Annotated in this window: 15 protein-coding genes; all 15 read left to right on the top strand. The window is 27.5% G+C overall.

Features of this window, described 5'->3' with window-relative positions; genetic code table 11:
• Positions 1 to 841: PD-(D/E)XK nuclease domain-containing protein (locus XJ44_RS04235; RefSeq protein WP_198927377.1), on the top strand; the 841-nt coding region annotated here is incomplete at its 5' end.
• Between the two features lie 209 nt (positions 842 to 1,050).
• On the top strand, positions 1,051 to 1,941 hold the full coding sequence (cmr1, locus tag XJ44_RS04230; RefSeq protein ID WP_077198174.1) for a type III-B CRISPR module RAMP protein Cmr1: 891 nt from the start codon (positions 1,051 to 1,053) through the stop codon (positions 1,939 to 1,941).
• A complete protein-coding gene (gene cas10, locus XJ44_RS04225) occupies positions 1,938 to 3,662 on the top strand; it encodes a type III-B CRISPR-associated protein Cas10/Cmr2 (RefSeq protein ID WP_077198173.1) in 1,725 nt (574 codons plus the stop codon). Before cmr1 ends, cas10 begins: the two co-directional genes overlap by 4 nt.
• Complete coding sequence (cmr3, locus tag XJ44_RS04220) at positions 3,652 to 4,686, top strand: type III-B CRISPR module-associated protein Cmr3 (RefSeq protein ID WP_077198172.1); 1,035 nt, start codon at positions 3,652 to 3,654, stop codon at positions 4,684 to 4,686. The genes cas10 and cmr3 overlap by 11 nt, the downstream gene beginning before the upstream one ends.
• Before the next feature lie 19 nt (positions 4,687 to 4,705).
• Positions 4,706 to 5,818, top strand: a complete 1,113-nt coding sequence (locus XJ44_RS04215; protein ID WP_077198171.1) for a putative CRISPR-associated protein — start codon at positions 4,706 to 4,708, stop codon at positions 5,816 to 5,818.
• A 2-nt stretch (positions 5,819 to 5,820) separates the two neighbouring features.
• Positions 5,821 to 6,771 carry a type III-B CRISPR module RAMP protein Cmr4 gene (cmr4, locus tag XJ44_RS04210; protein ID WP_077198170.1) on the top strand — a complete coding sequence of 317 codons (951 nt, stop codon included), beginning with the start codon at positions 5,821 to 5,823 and terminating at the stop codon, positions 6,769 to 6,771.
• Entirely contained in the window at positions 6,768 to 7,220 is a 453-nt protein-coding gene (gene cmr5 / locus XJ44_RS04205) for a type III-B CRISPR module-associated protein Cmr5 (RefSeq protein ID WP_077198169.1), read from the top strand. The genes cmr4 and cmr5 overlap by 4 nt, the downstream gene beginning before the upstream one ends.
• Positions 7,210 to 8,004, top strand: coding sequence for a type III-B CRISPR module RAMP protein Cmr6 (gene cmr6 / locus XJ44_RS04200; protein ID WP_077198176.1), 795 nt, complete (start codon positions 7,210 to 7,212; stop codon positions 8,002 to 8,004). Before cmr5 ends, cmr6 begins: the two co-directional genes overlap by 11 nt.
• Before the next feature lie 178 nt (positions 8,005 to 8,182).
• Positions 8,183 to 9,433, top strand: a complete 1,251-nt coding sequence (locus tag XJ44_RS04195; protein WP_233119511.1) for an exopolysaccharide biosynthesis polyprenyl glycosylphosphotransferase — start codon at positions 8,183 to 8,185, stop codon at positions 9,431 to 9,433.
• Positions 9,433 to 10,623, top strand: coding sequence for a glycosyltransferase (locus tag XJ44_RS04190; protein ID WP_077198168.1), 1,191 nt, complete (start codon positions 9,433 to 9,435; stop codon positions 10,621 to 10,623). Before XJ44_RS04195 ends, XJ44_RS04190 begins: the two co-directional genes overlap by 1 nt.
• 23 nt (positions 10,624 to 10,646) lie before the next feature.
• The gene (locus XJ44_RS04185) at positions 10,647 to 11,669 is read left to right on the top strand and encodes a GHMP family kinase ATP-binding protein (protein WP_077198167.1); all 1,023 of its coding nucleotides are present in this window, start codon (positions 10,647 to 10,649) and stop codon (positions 11,667 to 11,669) included.
• Positions 11,670 to 11,681: 12 nt separating this feature from the next.
• Complete coding sequence (gmhA, locus tag XJ44_RS04180; RefSeq protein ID WP_077198166.1) at positions 11,682 to 12,266, top strand: D-sedoheptulose 7-phosphate isomerase; 585 nt, start codon at positions 11,682 to 11,684, stop codon at positions 12,264 to 12,266.
• Positions 12,263 to 13,462 (top strand): HAD-IIIA family hydrolase, encoded by a 1,200-nt coding sequence (locus XJ44_RS04175; protein WP_077198165.1) that lies wholly within the window; start codon positions 12,263 to 12,265, stop codon positions 13,460 to 13,462. Before gmhA ends, XJ44_RS04175 begins: the two co-directional genes overlap by 4 nt.
• Positions 13,463 to 13,557: 95 nt before the next feature.
• Positions 13,558 to 14,481: a glycosyltransferase family protein gene (locus tag XJ44_RS04170; protein WP_077198164.1), complete on the top strand. Its 924-nt coding sequence runs from the start codon at positions 13,558 to 13,560 to the stop codon at positions 14,479 to 14,481.
• Positions 14,482 to 14,662: 181 nt separating this feature from the next.
• The gene (locus XJ44_RS04165; RefSeq protein WP_077198163.1) at positions 14,663 to 15,907 is read left to right on the top strand and encodes a hypothetical protein; all 1,245 of its coding nucleotides are present in this window, start codon (positions 14,663 to 14,665) and stop codon (positions 15,905 to 15,907) included.
• Positions 15,908 to 16,358 lie beyond the last annotated feature (451 nt).

Raw genomic sequence — 16,358 nt, 5'->3', positions numbered from 1 at the left:
TTTTCCCTTTTTTATACATTTTTATGTTGACTTTTACAAGTGGTACAATGGGTACAATTTTCTAGGGGAAAAGGTATACAATCCATTTGATGTATTGTTATTTTTGGATAAAAAGATATACAGGCCATATTGGTTTGAGACGGGGACCCCAACATTTTTGATAAAGCTATTAATGAAAGAAAGATACTATCTACCGGAAATAGAGAATCTTAGGGCGGGTGAAGAGATAATAGAAAGCTTTGAAATAGAAACCATCCAGCCAGAAGTATTATTATTTCAAACTGGATATTTAACGATAAAGAGTGTTGAAAGAGAAATAGGGATGAACATATACAATCTAACATATCCCAACCTTGAAGTAAAAAGCGCAATAAACAGACATATATTAAATTACTTTACAGATCTAAGATCAAAGGACAGAAACATGATAGGATTAATAAAAGCGATAAAGAAAGCAGAGATAGGGAAGATGAAAGAGATATTTTACGGATTTTTTGCATCGATACCAAGTGACTGGTACAGGAAAAATGACATAGAGAAATACGAAGGATTTTATGCAAGCGTGTTTTATGAATACTTTGCAGCGCTAGGGATAGAGGTAAAAGCAGAAGATGTAACAAATAAAGGAAGGATAGATTTAACGGTAAGGTTTGAAGAAAAATGTTATATATTTGAATTTAAAGTAATAGAAGGGAAAGAGAAAAAGGGAGCACTAGAGCAGCTAAAAGAAAAAAGATATCATGAAAAGTATAAAGGAAAGTGCAAAGAGATATACATAATAGGAGTAGAATTTGACAAGGAAGAAAGGAATATAGCATATTTTGAATGGGAAAGGGTTTGAAGGTACATAATTTAAGAAGTGAGTTTGTTATATATCCTGATAATATGATTAGGATTAGTTTAGTTTTATTTGTAAGTGTTAGGATAATTTATTTTCTTGTGAAAAAATTAATTTATAGAACTTTTTTTAAAGTAAGTTATTATTAAAAAATTATTTTTTTGTTATACTTACAAAGTATTGGATATAAACATTGAAAGGGGTAGGTGTTTATGTATGAAAATCTGAATTTCAAATGTATGGTTGTAACACCCATGTTGTGTTATGGTGCTGATAAAAAATATGGGTTAGAGATTAGAGCACAATCTCTTAAAGGAGTAATGCGTTTTTGGTGGCGTGCTTTAAATGAACATTTACCCATTGATATTTTGAGAGAAGAAGAAGCGAAAATATTTGGGGGTGCAGGGGCAAGAAAAGGTAAAAGCAAATTTTTTATGAGAGTTACCGATGTATATGTAGTATCAAAACGTTATAATATTCTGCCACATAGAAATAGAAATGAGAAAAAAAACGGAAAAGTTGAATTAGAAGCGTTTGTTTCAGGTAGTTTTAATGTTGAATTTATATTTAAAGATACAAAATTGATGGATACAATAAAAGACTTGTTTATTTTAATATCAATTTTGGGGGGAGTTGGTAGAAGAACAAGACGAGGATTTGGAAGTTTTAAGATAATTGAAATTAATGGAGAAAATTTTGATTATGAAAAATATGTTGATTTAGAAAAAATGGCAAATTTGATGAATAAAATAAGCAAAAGTGAACATTTTAGTGTAGAAAAAAACGATAAAGGCGCAGGAATAAAAACAAATTTTTATAAGAAAAAAGGTAAAGATAAATATCCATATATAAGATTTATCGAATTTGGAAAAGAGTATGATAATTATGATGAGCTTTTGAAAAAGATCAGTACAGCTTCTCATAATCACAATTCAGATTTTACAGGGTATGCAAAAAACGGAAAAAGACTTGCATCCCCTGTGTACGTTAGTGTTGTGGAAAAAGATAATAAGTTTATACCTGTTGTTACTCGGCTAGAATTGTCTGAAGATGTTGAAGGTATAGATAGAAGCGAAGAATTTATAAGAGAGGTGTTAGGATGAAAAAATATCTTTTTCTTTTTACGATAGGACCTGTTCAATCTTTTATAGCACAAGCTAGGAAAACCCATGATTTGTGGGCAGGAAGTAAAATTCTTTCAGATTTAATAGAATATGCAATATATGCTTTAGAAGAAAAAGTTAAAACTTGTAAAATAATATTCCCCCACAAGGAAATAAAATCAAAACCCAATAGGTTTATAGCTATTATCGAAAGTGATGATCCAAAGGGGATAGGAATGGATATAGAGAATAAGGTAAAGGATCAATTAAAAAAACTTTCTTTTGATATAGTGAAAAAATATGCAAATTTTGATATTTCTGAGATTTTTTTTGAGCAGATAGAAAATTTTCTTGAGATATATTGGGTTATTTTACCGTATGAGGAAAGTGATTATTCTGAATTGTATGGAAAGATAGAGGGTTATTTAGGATCAATAAAGAATATTAAAAGATTTAGACAAAACTCTTTAGATTGCGTTGAAAGTTATAGAAAATGTTCTGTGTGTGGTCAAAGAGAAGCTTTATTTTACAGAAAAAGTGATAAAAAGCCAAGAAATATAAGTTTTCAGGCACAGGAAATAAATGAATTTAGATTAAATCAAGGAGAAAGTTTATGTGGTATATGTTTTATTAAGAGGTTTTATAAAACCAAAAGCTCTTCATTTTCTTCAACTGCCAAAATAGCTTCTTTAAGTTGGGTAGAAAAATTAACACAAGTTGAAATAAAAGAATACAAAGATTTTTTCAAAAATTTTGGCGAAGAACTTTTTTTTGATGAGAATTTAAGAAAAGAGCATTTAATAAAATATGATCATTATAAAGACGACGAAAATTTAGAAAAAGCCAAAAAATACCTAAATAACCTTTATAAAAAATACGGTGTTCCATCAAAGTATTATGCTATTGTTATGCTTGATGGAGATTCAATGGGGAAGTGGTTATCAGGAGAGTTTTTGTCTGATAAATCACATCTTAGAGATTTTCATTTGGAACTTTCAAAAAAGTTGGGAGAATATACAGACAAGACAAAAGAAATAATTGAAGGAAAAGGCGAGTTAGTTTATGCTGGAGGAGATGATGTGCTTTCTTTTGTAAACATTGATCATCTTCTTTTTGTTATGAAAAATCTAAGGGATTTTTTTCCAAAATTTGAAGAAATTAAAAATGTAAAAAACAGAAATAAATCTTCTGCTTCTATGGGAGTTGTTATTGCACATTATAAAATGCCACTTTCTGAGGTAATAAAGTGGGCAAGAAAAATGGAAAAGGAAGCAAAAGAAGATAAAAAAGATAAAAATAAAAAAGATAAAAAAGATAAAAAAGATGCCTTTGCCATAGCAGTATTAAAACGTTCTGGTGAAATACACAAAATTAAGTATAAATGGTATTTAAATGGTAAAAGCACAGTTGATATCATAAAAAGTATTGTCAAAAGTATAATTGATAAAAATTTTTCAAGCACTTTTACAAAAGTATTAGCTGATGAACTCAGGAGGTTTAAATACGATGTAAACGAGAAATTCATCAAATCAGAATGTAAAAGATTGTTAAAGAGAGCTTCAAATCCCAATGAGGTATCTTTAAAATCAAATGAAATTGAAGAGTTAAGTGATAAATTATTAGACTTATTTGTAGAATCTTATTCTTTACAAAACTTTATATCCACTCTAAACATTATAAATTTTCTTTCAAAAGAGGTAGGTGAATTAAATGATAATTGAAATAACACCTTTAGATACACTTTTTTTTAGAAATTCAAAGACTTTTTTTAAAGGTGAAGATACATGGGGAGAGGGAATTTTTCCTCCGTATCCTTCTGTAATATACGGTGCCTTAAGAACACTATATTTTGCAAATAATATGGATACCTTTGAGTATGCAAATAAAGAAGATGACCCAACCAAAAATTTGAAAATAACAAACATAATTTTAAAAAATAAGCGTGATTTACTTTTTCCAATGCCTTTGGATTGTGTTGTTTCAAAAGATTCAAATGATAAAAAAGCGATAGTTTTAGATTTGCAAGATGTAAATAATATGTTTTTTTCAAATTATCCAAATTTGTCAAAAATTTTGGTTGCAAAAGGTAAGGTAGAAAATAAAAAAAATCTATATTTATCTGATGAGTACTTTAAAGATTATATAAATGGAAAAAAAGAAATTTATTATAGTGAACTTGGTATAATGGATGAACCAAAGATAGGTATTGCCCGCTCAAAAGAAACCCATGTTAGTGCTGAGAGTGCACTGTATAGGATAGATATGAAAAGGTTGAATGATGTAAGTATTGTGGTTGAATTTGAAGGGTTATCTATCCCAAAAAAGGGGATTTTAAAGCTTGGTGGTGAATCAAAAGCAGCTGAATATAAAGTAGTTGAAAACAATTTGGAAAAATTTGATGTAAAAATTGATAGATTTTTTAAGGTTGTTTTAACTACTCCTGCAATATTTAAAAAAGGATGGATTCCTTCTTTTATAAGTGAAGAAAACTTTGAATATAAGAGTGAAAATATTCATTTAAAATTATTAGCTGCAGTTGTTGGAAGACCTTTAATAGTGGGCGGCTTTGATATGAAAAAAAGAAGGGCCAAACCATTGTATAAAGCTGTTCCTGCAGGAAGTGTGTATTATTTTGAGTTGTTAAAAGGTGATGTTAAAGATTTAATCAGGAAATTTCATAAAAAGGCAATTTCAGAAATTTATCAAAAACAGGGGTTTGGAATATCGTATTTAGCTAAGATTTAAGCTAGAAAGGGGGAACGATATGAAAAAGGTAATTTCAATGGTGGGGACATCTATTATTACCAATGTATTAGAGGAAGAAGAAGGATTATATAATTATTATGATGAATTAAAAGATAAGAGCTATTCTGATTGGGAATATTATGAGAGAAAAATAAGAAAGATAAAAGATGGAGTTTTAGAGTATTTGAAAGACGACGAAAATTTTGAAAAAGCTTCTGCAGAAATTGAAAGTATCTTAGAAATATCAAAAAAGTATAAAGATGAAAATAAAAAAGTTTATTTGTTAACAACAGATACGATTTTATCATATTTATCTGCAGAAATTATAAAAACTATATTTGAAGAGTATGTTGAGAATAGTGATATTGAAATTAAAATTCACTTGGTTAAATCACTTAATGTAAATGAAAATTTTGTAGAAGGACTTAATAATTTAATAGGAAAGATTGAAAATATCGCAGGAGGTTATTATGAGAATTTAATTTTTAATATAACAGGGGGATATAAGGGAATAATACCATATTTAACCATTATGGCCGTTGTTAACGAGTGTGAAATATACTATATTCACGAAGAGTCTAATAAATTAATAAGAATTCCTCAAATTCCTTTGAAGATTGACTATAATCTTTTTGAAAAATATGAAGAATTAATAATAAAACTTGAAAATGGTATAGAAAGTTATCAAAAATTAAAGGTTGAAAATTATAAAGCCTGTGAGAAATTGGAAAAAAGTGGTTTAGTGGAAATAGTTGATGATATTGCCTTTTTAAGTCCAATAGGTAGGATATTGTTTAATAGGTATAAGGGTCAATTTGTATATTTTTATGCTACAGATGAAATTTATAAAGATATAAAAAACAAAAAAGAAATAATGCGCATATTAAAAAGTAAGTTTTTTGAAAATTATAATTCAAAGACACAAGATAAGTCAGGACATTTGGTGTATGATGATGGAAATAACCAGAATCGCATTTTTTATTTTAAAGATGGGGATGAAATATACATATATAAAGTGTTTGAAGATCACGATAAATACGAAAAGTATTTAAATAGTGAGAAATTTACAAATGAATTCAAAGAAAGTTATAAAAATTTGTCAAAATTAAGAAGAATCAAAAAGGAGGAATAAAGATGTACAAAATTGCAAAACCTGTGTTTTTAAAAGTTGTTACACCACTTCATGCGGGAAGTGGACAAGATTTGGGAATAGTTGATTTGCCTATCCAGCGTGAGAGACATACAAATTTTCCTAAAATTGAATCATCATCTATAAAGGGATGTATTAGAGAATCCTTTGAGGATTTGGAAAAAGAAAATAAATTAGAAAAATATGGAGTAGATGATATTATATCCTTGGTTTTTGGTCCAGAAAGTGGAGATGTACATGCAAGCTCTATTGCATTTACAGATGCAAGAATTTTACTATTTCCCGTAAAATCGGTAAAGGGAGTATATGCATATATTACATCTCCAAAGGTTTTGGAAAGGTTTAAAAAGGATTTGGAAATATCAAAAACATTGGATGGTATTAAAAAACACTTTTTTGATAAAAAGAGGAAATTAAAAAAATTAACAGTTTCAAATCGTGAAAAACTATGTATTTCAGAAAAAGTAATTCTTGAAGAATACGCCTTTGAAGTTGAATTTAGTGAAGATACAAAAGGATTTGCAGAATGGCTTTCAGCATTACTTGGAATAGAGGAGATAAAAGACAAACTTGTTATACTTCCAGATGATGTTTTTGGGGATTTTGTAAATCTTTCAACAGAGGTTATAACAAGGATAAAGATTAACCCTGAAACGGGTACAGTAGAGGGTAGTGCGCTATTTACAGAAGAATATTTGCCTTCTGAAACTGTAATGTATTTTCTTTGCATGGCAAGTCCGATTTTTTTGAAAAAGGATAAAAAGGAAAAAATTTTAAAAGAATTAATGAAAAATGAAAAGTTTTCAGAAGAAAAATTTGTGATGAATTTTTTTGAAGAAAACCTACCAAAGATAATACAAATAGGTGGAAATGCAACTATTGGAAAGGGAATCTCTGAATTAAAAGTATGGAAAACCGAAGGTGATAAACAATGAGTAATGAGAAAAAAAGTTTAAAAACACTTGAGCATGGAAGGGCACATTTTGCATTTGAATGTGTGGAAAATGCCATAAATGTTCTTGGCAATAAAAAAGGAGAGTATAAATCCTATGTAAAAAAGATTCCCATGCTTATAAAAACAAACGGATTGGGACTAACATTTGCCTTTATACTTTCTAAAAAGGCGAAAAGTAAGGCATATGAAATAATTGGAGAAAATATTTTAAATTGGCTAAAAAGAGATGAAAAAAGGATATTAAAAGACGCAAGTAAAATAGAAAATTTTGATGGATTAGTTAAGACCGTTACAATGTTGGAGTCTTCTGAATACATGGCCCTTTCCAATGAAGTTTTGGCTTTTTTTAATTGGCTTAGAAGGTTTGCAGAAGGACTTATAGAGGATGAGGAAGATAAAAATAGAGGTGATGGAAATAATGAAGAATAATAAAAAAAATAATAACAAAGAGGAAGGAGAATTTGTTTTACCTATAGATACTTTAAAAATTTTTAAATTAAATAATGAAAAGATTGATAATTTTAATTTGTTAATGAATAAGTTCATCATATCAAAAAAACATTCAAAAGAAAAGAAATTTGATAAGAAAATAATAAATAATTTTGATTTTACAGTGTTTAGCAAGCTTATAAAGAAATTAAAAAAGGATTATTATGGTAAAATAGAAGAGCTTTCTTTGGATTTAAAATCATTTGAAAAGGAAATTCAGTGGAGAATGATAGTTGGATTAGGTGAAACATCTGTGTGTGAAACGTCTATGACTTTGCATCATATATATGGATTGCCATACATACCTGGTCAGGCGCTAAAAGGTATGTTGAGAAATTATGTTATTTTAAACTTTTTTTCATCAGAAGATGAAGCGTTGAAAGATAAAGAATTTTGTAAAATTTTTGGAGATAAAGAGAATAAGGGTGAAGTACTATTTTTCGATGCATTTCCAATTGATAGGATAAATATAAAACGTGATGTTATAAATGTTCATTACAAAGAATATTACGAGGGAAAAAGTGCACCGTGTGATAATTTAAATCCTAAGCCTATATTTTTCTATACAGTAGAAAATACTAAATTTAAATTTGTAATAGGTTCTAAAAAAAATATGGAAAATTATAAGATTATGGAAAATAGCCTTTTAGAATTATTTAAAAAGGCCTTGGAAAACCATGGTGTGGGTGCAAAAACTTCTGTGGGATATGGGTATTTTAAATAAAATGTCCATTTTTGATGATAAAAATCGTATATTAAATAGAAATGTGTGTTAATTTTAGAAACTTATTTTTTTAAAATTGTTTTAAAATTTATATAAACATCCATTTTTTTATATGGAAAACGCGTTTTTATTGTGATATAATTGGATTGCATATATTGTATGATTTGGAGGAATTGAGGTGAATTTTTCAAGAATAATAATTTTAATAGACCTTTTCTTAATAATGGTTTTTAACTACTTTTTAACTTCTTCTGTGTTTTCTTCTGTTTTCCTTTCTGTTATAATATGGATGGGAATATATGCCTTTAGGGTTTATGATTATGATTATCTAAAAGATTACAACGAACAATTGATAAGGGTTTTTGCAGGGATAGTAATAGGATTTATTGGAATATTAATATTTTATCCATTAATGGATAAAATATTAAACCGTTGGTTTTTCATCTATAACCTTATAATCTTACTTTTAACTATTCCGATATTGCATAAAATAGAATATCTAATATTAATAAAAAATACTTCTCAGAAAAGATACCTTGTAATAGGGAGAAAAGATGAATTAAAAGATATTCTACAGGAGATTGAGAAAAAAACACAAGGAAAAGTTGTTTTTTCTGAGTTTTTAAATCCATCTCCAGCAGTGCTTAAAAGTAAAATTGCACAATATGATGCTGTATTAGTTGCTGACCAGGAACTAGAAAAATACGTAAAAAATCAGTTAAACGAGCTAAAGGAAAAATACGAAATAGAATATCTTCCAAATCTTGTTGAAAAAATACTAAAAAGAATTCCAATAGAAGTTGCAATAAAGTTCAAAGATTATTATGAAATAGCTTTTCAAAATACAAAAGAATCACCTGCAAAAAGAATACTCGATATATTTGGTTCAATAATAGGGCTAGTTATATTTTCCCCGTTTATGCTTATAACGGCAATTGCCATACTTATAGAAGACGGAAGGCCAGTTATATTTAAACAATTGAGGGTAGGGAAGGATAATAAGCATTTTATGCTTGTAAAGTTTAGAAGCATGAAAAAACATAAAGAAGATAAAGCAAAATTTGCAGATCAGGAGGAAGATAGGATTTTGAAAATAGGTAGGTTAATAAGGCCTGTGCGGATAGATGAATCTTTGCAGTTTATAAACATCCTAAAAGGAGATATGAGCATTGTAGGGCCAAGACCAGAACAAATACCATTTGTCAGGCAATTTGAAAAAGAAATAGAATTTTATTCTCAAAGACACAATGTAAAACCAGGCCTTACAGGTTGGGCGCAGATAATGTATAAATATGCATCCGATTTAAACGAAGTGAAAAAAAAGCTTAGCTATGACTTATGGTATGTAAAAAATAGAAACATATTCCTTGATTTAAAGATAATACTTCAAACACTCGAAGTTATTTTCTGGAAGAGGGGAGCGAAGTAGTGAAAAAAAAAGTATTGATATTTTCAACGAGATTACCTTATCCACCAACTGCCGGTTTCAAGAAAAGAATACTAAAGTTTTCAGAATTTCTTTCAAATATGGAGTTTCAAGTAGATCTTTCATTTCTTCATAGTGATAGTTTAAATAATCAACTAATTAAAAAAGTAAGAAAGTTATATGATAACATATTTCCGTTTTATTTAACCAATTTTCAAAAAATTTTCGGAATGTCAAAAGCTGTTTTTAAAAATGAACCTTTGCAAAGTCATCTATATTATTCAGATAGAATTGCTCGAAAATTATCTGAAATAATTTCTAAGAACCATTACAACTTAATTTTATGGAATCATATTAGAGCACATGAGTATAGAAAATATATTTTTAATGATTTTGCGATCCATTTGATAGATTATCACGATTCTTTAGCTTATCATTATTTGAGTGGAAATAATAAAATTAGTAATTTTCTTTGGAAATCAATTTACAAAATAGAAGGTAAAAGGCTTTTGAAATACGAAAAAAAAATTCTAAACAATTATAAAATGGCATTTATCACATCTGTTGTCGATAAGTATTTCATAGAACCGGATGGTAATAAAATAAAAATTATCCCTATGGGAGTCTCACAATCACTATTAGGAATGAAAAATGATGAGTCTGATGAAGATATAATTACTTTTATTGGAAAAATGGATTATTTACCAAATGTAGATGCTGTTGTTTATTTTACAAAAGAAATTCTTCCGGAAATTAATCATGATGTAAAATTATATATTATTGGAACGAATCCTAATAAAGCAGTTTTGAATTTACAAAAAAAGTATTCTAATGTTTTTGTGACTGGTTATATAGAAAATCCTTATGAGTTAATGGCTAAATCTAAAATAGTAATTGCCCCTATTCGAACAGGCGCAGGAATTCAAAATAAAATTTTAGAAGGAATGGCGCTTGGAAAACCAGTTGTGACCTTTAAGGAACGTATTAAACCTTTTGAAAATATTAAAAATTTTCAGGATATTTTTGCTGTTGATTCTTCGGAAGAATTTGCAAAGGCTATAAATTCCTTGCTAAAAAATAAAACCCTAAGATTGGAAATAGGTAAAAATGCTAGAAATTACATAAAAGAAAATTATACCTGGAAAAAAATTGAAAATAAATTTAGAAATTATATATATGAAGTAATTGAATAGTAAATAAAAGAAGGAGTGAAAAAGTGATTATTCGCTCACGAGTTCCATTAAGAATAAGTTTTGGAGGTGGTGGAACAGATGTTTCACCATATTGTGATAAATATGGTGGAATGGTATTAAATGCCACTATCGATAGATACGCGACTGTAACTCTTATTCCTACAAGAAGTCGAAGTATAGTAATAGAGAGTATAGATTATGATTTAACGGTAAACTATGATATAGATGAATATTTAGCATACGATGGGCAACTTGACCTTGTTAAAGGAGTTATTAATTATTTTAAAAATGAAAATAATTTTCCAACCGGTTTTGAAGTTTACATACACAATGATGCTCCTCCTGGTTCTGGATTAGGTTCGTCATCAGCTGTTTGTGTGGCGTTAATTGGAGCGTTTAAAGAATGGTTAAATTTACCTCTAACACCTTATGATATAGCTGAATTGGCATTCAAAATTGAAAGAATTGAGCTTGGTATAAAAGGCGGGAGACAAGATCAGTATGCTGCAGCATTTGGAGGATTTAACTTTATGGAGTTCTATGATAATCGAACAATTGTAAATCCATTAAAATTAAATGAGAATATAGTAAATGAATTGCATTATAGTTTAATCCTTGCATATATTGGTGGAAGTCATGATAGTTCAAAAATTTTATCGAGACAAATCGAAAATGTTAAAACTAAGAATAAAGAATCATTACAATCGCTACATAGTTTAAAAAAACTTGCTATAAATATGAAGAACGCACTTGTTATGGGGAAACTTGGTAAGTTTGGTTTGTATCTTGATGAAGCATGGAATTACAAGAAAAAAATGGCTAAAGGTATAACTAATGAAAAAATTGATAAGATTTATTCAGAAGTTAAAAATGCAGGTGCTCTGGGAGGAAAAATTTCTGGAGCTGGTGGAGGAGGATTCATGTTTTTCTTTACAGAGCTTGATAGACGATATGATGTTATAAAAAAATTAGAGAATCTTGGAACTCAGGTAATTAATTATTCATTTGAAGATAAGGGATTAAGAACTTGGAAGGTTGAAAAATAAGGAGTGAATGCGGTGGAAAGAGTTGAATATAGAATAAAAGAGAGTATAGATTTAAAAATTAAAATTTTGCATGACAAAGATTTTATTTTTAAAATAGAAAAAGCCGCAGAAAAAATAATAGAATCCTTAAAAAATGGTGGAAAGATTCTTTTTTGCGGAAATGGTGGAAGTGCAGCTGATGCACAACATTTGGCAGCAGAACTAATGGGAAAATTTTATTTAAATAGATCACCACTTCAAGCAGTTTCTTTGACAACTAATACATCAGTGTTAACTGCTATTGGGAATGATTTTTCATATGATGAAGTTTTTGTAAGACAATTAAAAGGTTTAGGAAAAAAAGGAGATATATTAGTTGGGATAAGCACAAGTGGAAATTCAAAAAATGTGATTGAAGCGATGAAGTTTGCAAAAGAAAATGGTATTTTTGCTATTGGTTTAACTGGTGAAACAGGTGGAAAAATGGCAGAATTTTCTGATATATTGTTAGATGTTCCATCAAATAATACTCCACGTATACAAGAATCACACATAATGATTGGACACATAATTTGTGAAATAGTAGAAGATGAATTATTTGGAGGTATTAAAGGGTGATAAAACAAGCAGTTATTTTAGCTGGAGGATTGGGAACTCGTTTAAGAAGTATTGTAAAAGATGTACCTAAACCAATGGCAAAGATTGGTAAAAGGCCATTTTTGGAATATCAAATTTATCTTTTAAAAAAAGTTGGAATAACCAACATACTTATACTAATAGGATATAAAGGTTCTATTATAAAGGACTACTTTAAAGATGGAAGAGAATTTGGAATAAGTATTACATATTCTGAAGAAAAAGAGCCTTTAGGAACAGGTGGAGCTGTTATAAGTGCTTGGGATAAACTTGAAGATGAATTTTTGATATTAAATGGTGATACTTTTTTTGATATAGAATATGATTTACTCTTTGATTTTGTTGATGAAAAATCTCCAGAGGCACTAATAGTTTTGAGATATACTAAAGATTTGTCAAGGTATGGATTTGTAGAAATTGATGATTTATATTATGTTAAAAAGTTTATTGAAAAAGGGACACTTCCGTCAAATAGAGTAGATGGATACATAAATGGAGGAATATATTATTTTAAAAAGAAAACGTTAGAGAAGTATTTAAATAAATTTAAGAGAAATAATTTTATTTCATTGGAAAATGAAATATTTCCCGACTTGGTAAATTCTAAAAAACTTTTTGGAATCCCAATGGGAGGAAAATTCATTGACATAGGAATACCAAAGGATTATGAAAAAGCACAAAATGAGATTCCTAATTGTATTAAGCAAAAAAGAAAGCCTGCATTGTTTTTGGATAGAGATGGAGTTATAATTGAAGATACAGGTTATCCACACGGAACAAATTTGAACTTTATTGAAAAAACATTTGATCTAGTGAAACAGGCCAACAAAGAAGAAAAATTTGCAATTGTTATTTCAAATCAAGCAGGAGTAGCAAGGGGAAAATTTAGTGAAGATGAAGTAATAAGAACAAATAACTATATAAAGGAAGTGTACGAAGAAAAAGGGCTCAAAATAGATGCTTTTTATTATTGTCCTTATCATATTGATGGTATTATCCCTAATTATAAAAAAATATCTTTGGCAAGAAAACCTGAACCTGGGATGATTTTACAAGCAAGTGAAGATTTTAGAATAAGAATAAAAAAATCTATAATGATTGGCGACAAAGAAAGTGATAAAATAGAATTATGGGGATTAAATTCTATAATAATGTCTGGTAAAAAATTATTTAAATAAAAATGTTTTCGGGAATGATTTTTGTTAATAATAGAATCTTACAAATATAATATTACAAATGCAGCAAAACATTTAAACTATTGCGAGGAGGTACAATGAAAGATAATAATATAGGTATATGTATTTTGAATTTTAACTCATCTAATGATTTAGAGAGACTTTTAAAGGAATTTGTTCGTGATAATATAAAATTTCCTATAGTGGTAGTTGATAATTCGAATAATGAAAAAGAGATATTGTTAGTAAAGCAATTAATTAAAAATTTTTTTGGTATTTTAAATATCGTATATATCCTATCAAAAAAAAATTTGGGTTATTTTAAAGGAAATTTTATAGGTGTAAGTTATTTAAAACAACATTTTAAAATTAATAAAGTATTGATTTTGAATCCTGATGTAAGTTCTCAAAATTGGTGTAATTTAGTAGAAAACTTGTTATTATTTTTAAAAAACGATAATGATTTTTTGGTTGGGCCAAAGATTATTAATTCAAGTAGGTATCCTTCTACACCTTTGCTTTACATGGCTCCATTTGTTAATGTGATTTACAACATTGCGTATCCTTTTAGTTATTTTGTTTATAAGGAAATCCAAAGAAAAAAAGCTTTAGGTTCTTCAAAGAAAGTGTTTGCAATAGAAGGCTCTGTTATGTTAGTAAATAGTAATAAGTTTATTGAAATATATAAATATTTCAAAAATGTATTTTTATACGAAGAAGAAAGAATAATGGGATTGTTAGCAAAAAAATACCACTGGAATATATATTACGTTCCTTTTATTGAGGTTCTTCATTACCATAAACCATTGGAAAAGAATATAAACAATATACCATATTTTATTAAAAGTAACTTGGAGATAATAAGACTTTTTTACAAGGATAGTTTTTGGCGAGAATCTTTAATTCTAACATTAAGATATAGATATTTTATAAAAAAAACTATAGTTAGAATGTTAAATGGTGTAAATTATTTAGGAAATATTTTTTGGAGTTTTTTTGAAAAAATTATGAAAAAGAATTGATATTTTGTTGAGTTGAAAAATTTCATTGTGAAATAAAAAAATATATAAATTTTATTAAAAATCGATTGGTTTTAACTTTAATTAGCAATGATAATGTAAAAAAATATGTTTTTGTTTAAGGAAATTGCTAACTAATGAATATGAATACATAAATGTAAAAATGTTTTTGTAGGGAGGAATTATGAGAATAAAATTTAGTAAAAAAAATTGGCTTTTATTCTTGCTTCCGACAGAATTTTTGTTTTTGTATTTAAGGAAGTATAATATTTTGATAGCTCAAAGTTTTACTTTGTTTCATTTGTTTTCAATTTTTTATATTCCATTTTTTTTTGCTAAAGGTATAAAAATTACATCAGTCTCTAAAATTTTATTTATTTTCTATTTCTATAGTATTTTTATAACTATAATAAATTCTTTGTTTGCCATTGTTTTTTCACCTAATTTGTATGATTTTGTACCAATTTTTAGACAGGTGTCGGGATTGACTGTAGGTTTAAGTGAATATTTCCTTTTAAGGTATATATTTTTAGATTTAGAAAAGGAGAGAGTAATTGATTTAATTATTTCGAGCTCATTAGTTATAATTATAGTTTTTGTGGTATTAGAAAGTTTTATGACAGGTAACTTTATAAGAATTCATGGTTCTTTTACTGAACCAAGTCACTTGGGTGTTTATTTAGTTTTCGTAATTTTACCAGCCATTCTTATTTCGAATTACAAAATTAAGAAAAAAGTTTTATTATTATTTATATTGGGTATTTTAATATTTTTGACTTTTAGTTTCACAACTTATTTTGCGCTTTTCATTTTTCTTATGTATTTTTCTTTCTTTCAATCTTTTAGAAAAAGTATCAAATCAATTTTGATTACAATAATTATTTTTTCGATTTTTATTGCAATAATTAAATTTTATTTTAGTAGCTCTTATATTGTATACCAAGTAAATAGAACTATAGAAGCAGTTTTTATCAAAAAGGATATATACGTTGGTACTATTTCTTTTATTGATAGGTTTAGCTTTTTTTTGATTTTGAAAAATTTTCACTTTAATCTGAATACTATATTTGGATATGGTCTTGGAATGGAGTATTTAAACGTAGCGAAAATATTACCGCAAGAATCTCTAAGTAAAATTATTCAAGTTAAGTTATTTAAGAATTTTTTAACATCTTTTTGGAGTAAAATTATTATTTATGATGGTTTGATTGGAATAGGGATGATTTTTTTTCTTATAAAAAAGTTGCTAATAAATTTGAAAAGAAGTGAAAATATTATGACATTAAAAAATAAAAAGATAATTAAATCAGTTATTTTAGGAATATTTACGTATGCTTTTATTTCTTTAGGACCTTTTCAAACAACTGCGATATGGTTTTGGATTGCTTATATAGATGCCAATTTAATTGCAAGTAAACTTAGAAATTAGTATGGAAAATTTATAGGGGAGATGTTTTTGAAATGTGTTGCATATCGTTTGTAAAAAATTCAATTAATTTAATTAGCAAAAAAGTCAAATTGTTTTTTAATAAAACCAAAATAACCGTGGTAGGTTATTTTGGTTATGATAATATTGGTGATGAATTTATTTTGCATTCTCTCATTCAGAAACATCGTAACGAAAAAATTTTCTTTGTTTTAAGCAATAATCCACATCAAACATCAAAGATTCACAAAGTTGCTTCTTTTAGTAAAAAAATTTTTTTGCTTTTTTTGAATCTTTTATTATCAGATAAACTTATTATAGAGTGAAATAGAATACTCTTTAAGAAAATTGTTAAAAAGCCGATTATGTATCTGTAAGAGATTTTTAATCTTTTAACATGATACAAAGGTATTTACCAGAATTTTCAACGAAAATAGTTATAGAAAAAGATTAT

This window comes from Thermosipho affectus (assembly GCF_001990485.1).
GTDB classification, from domain to species: Bacteria; Thermotogota; Thermotogae; order Thermotogales; family Fervidobacteriaceae; genus Thermosipho; species Thermosipho affectus.
Note: the sequence above shows the minus strand (reverse complement) of the source record. Positions and strands in the feature narration are given on the sequence as shown.